1 protein-coding gene is annotated in these 384 nt (G+C 43.5%); it reads left to right on the forward strand.

Translation table 11 applies throughout. The features are described from left to right. Positions 1–384: collagen-binding domain-containing protein (locus CP352_RS10850; protein WP_143465311.1), on the forward strand; the 384-nt coding region annotated here is incomplete at both ends.

Consider the following 384-nt stretch of genomic DNA (forward strand, 5'->3'; position numbering starts at 1 on the left):
GAGACTTGACTGTAAAGACACATCTGGTTTTAGAATACTCAGACCAAAACAATGTAAATGGTTCTAGTGAAAAGCATGGTCAAGCTAACAAGTTATTGTGGAACTTTGGTACCAACCTTAACTCATTGAACATTGATGGTGACTGCCACTTAGGCAGTATTCTAGCTTCAAACGCACACATTACTACAAATGTAAACGTGGATGGTAACATCATCGGAGACAAGGTTACTATCAAAGGTGAAAGTCACCGTTGGGACTTAGTTCCACCAATGGAGGAAATTCAGATTTCTGAAGAGCCTAAGCCGGAAAAGCCAACTCCGGAAGACCCAACTCCGGAAGAGCCTAAACCCGAAGAGCCAACTCCGGAAGAGCCTAAACCCGAAG

It is taken from the genome of Lactobacillus sp. UMNPBX1 (assembly GCF_002554085.1).
Taxonomy (GTDB): Bacteria; Bacillota; Bacilli; order Lactobacillales; family Lactobacillaceae; genus Lactobacillus; species Lactobacillus crispatus.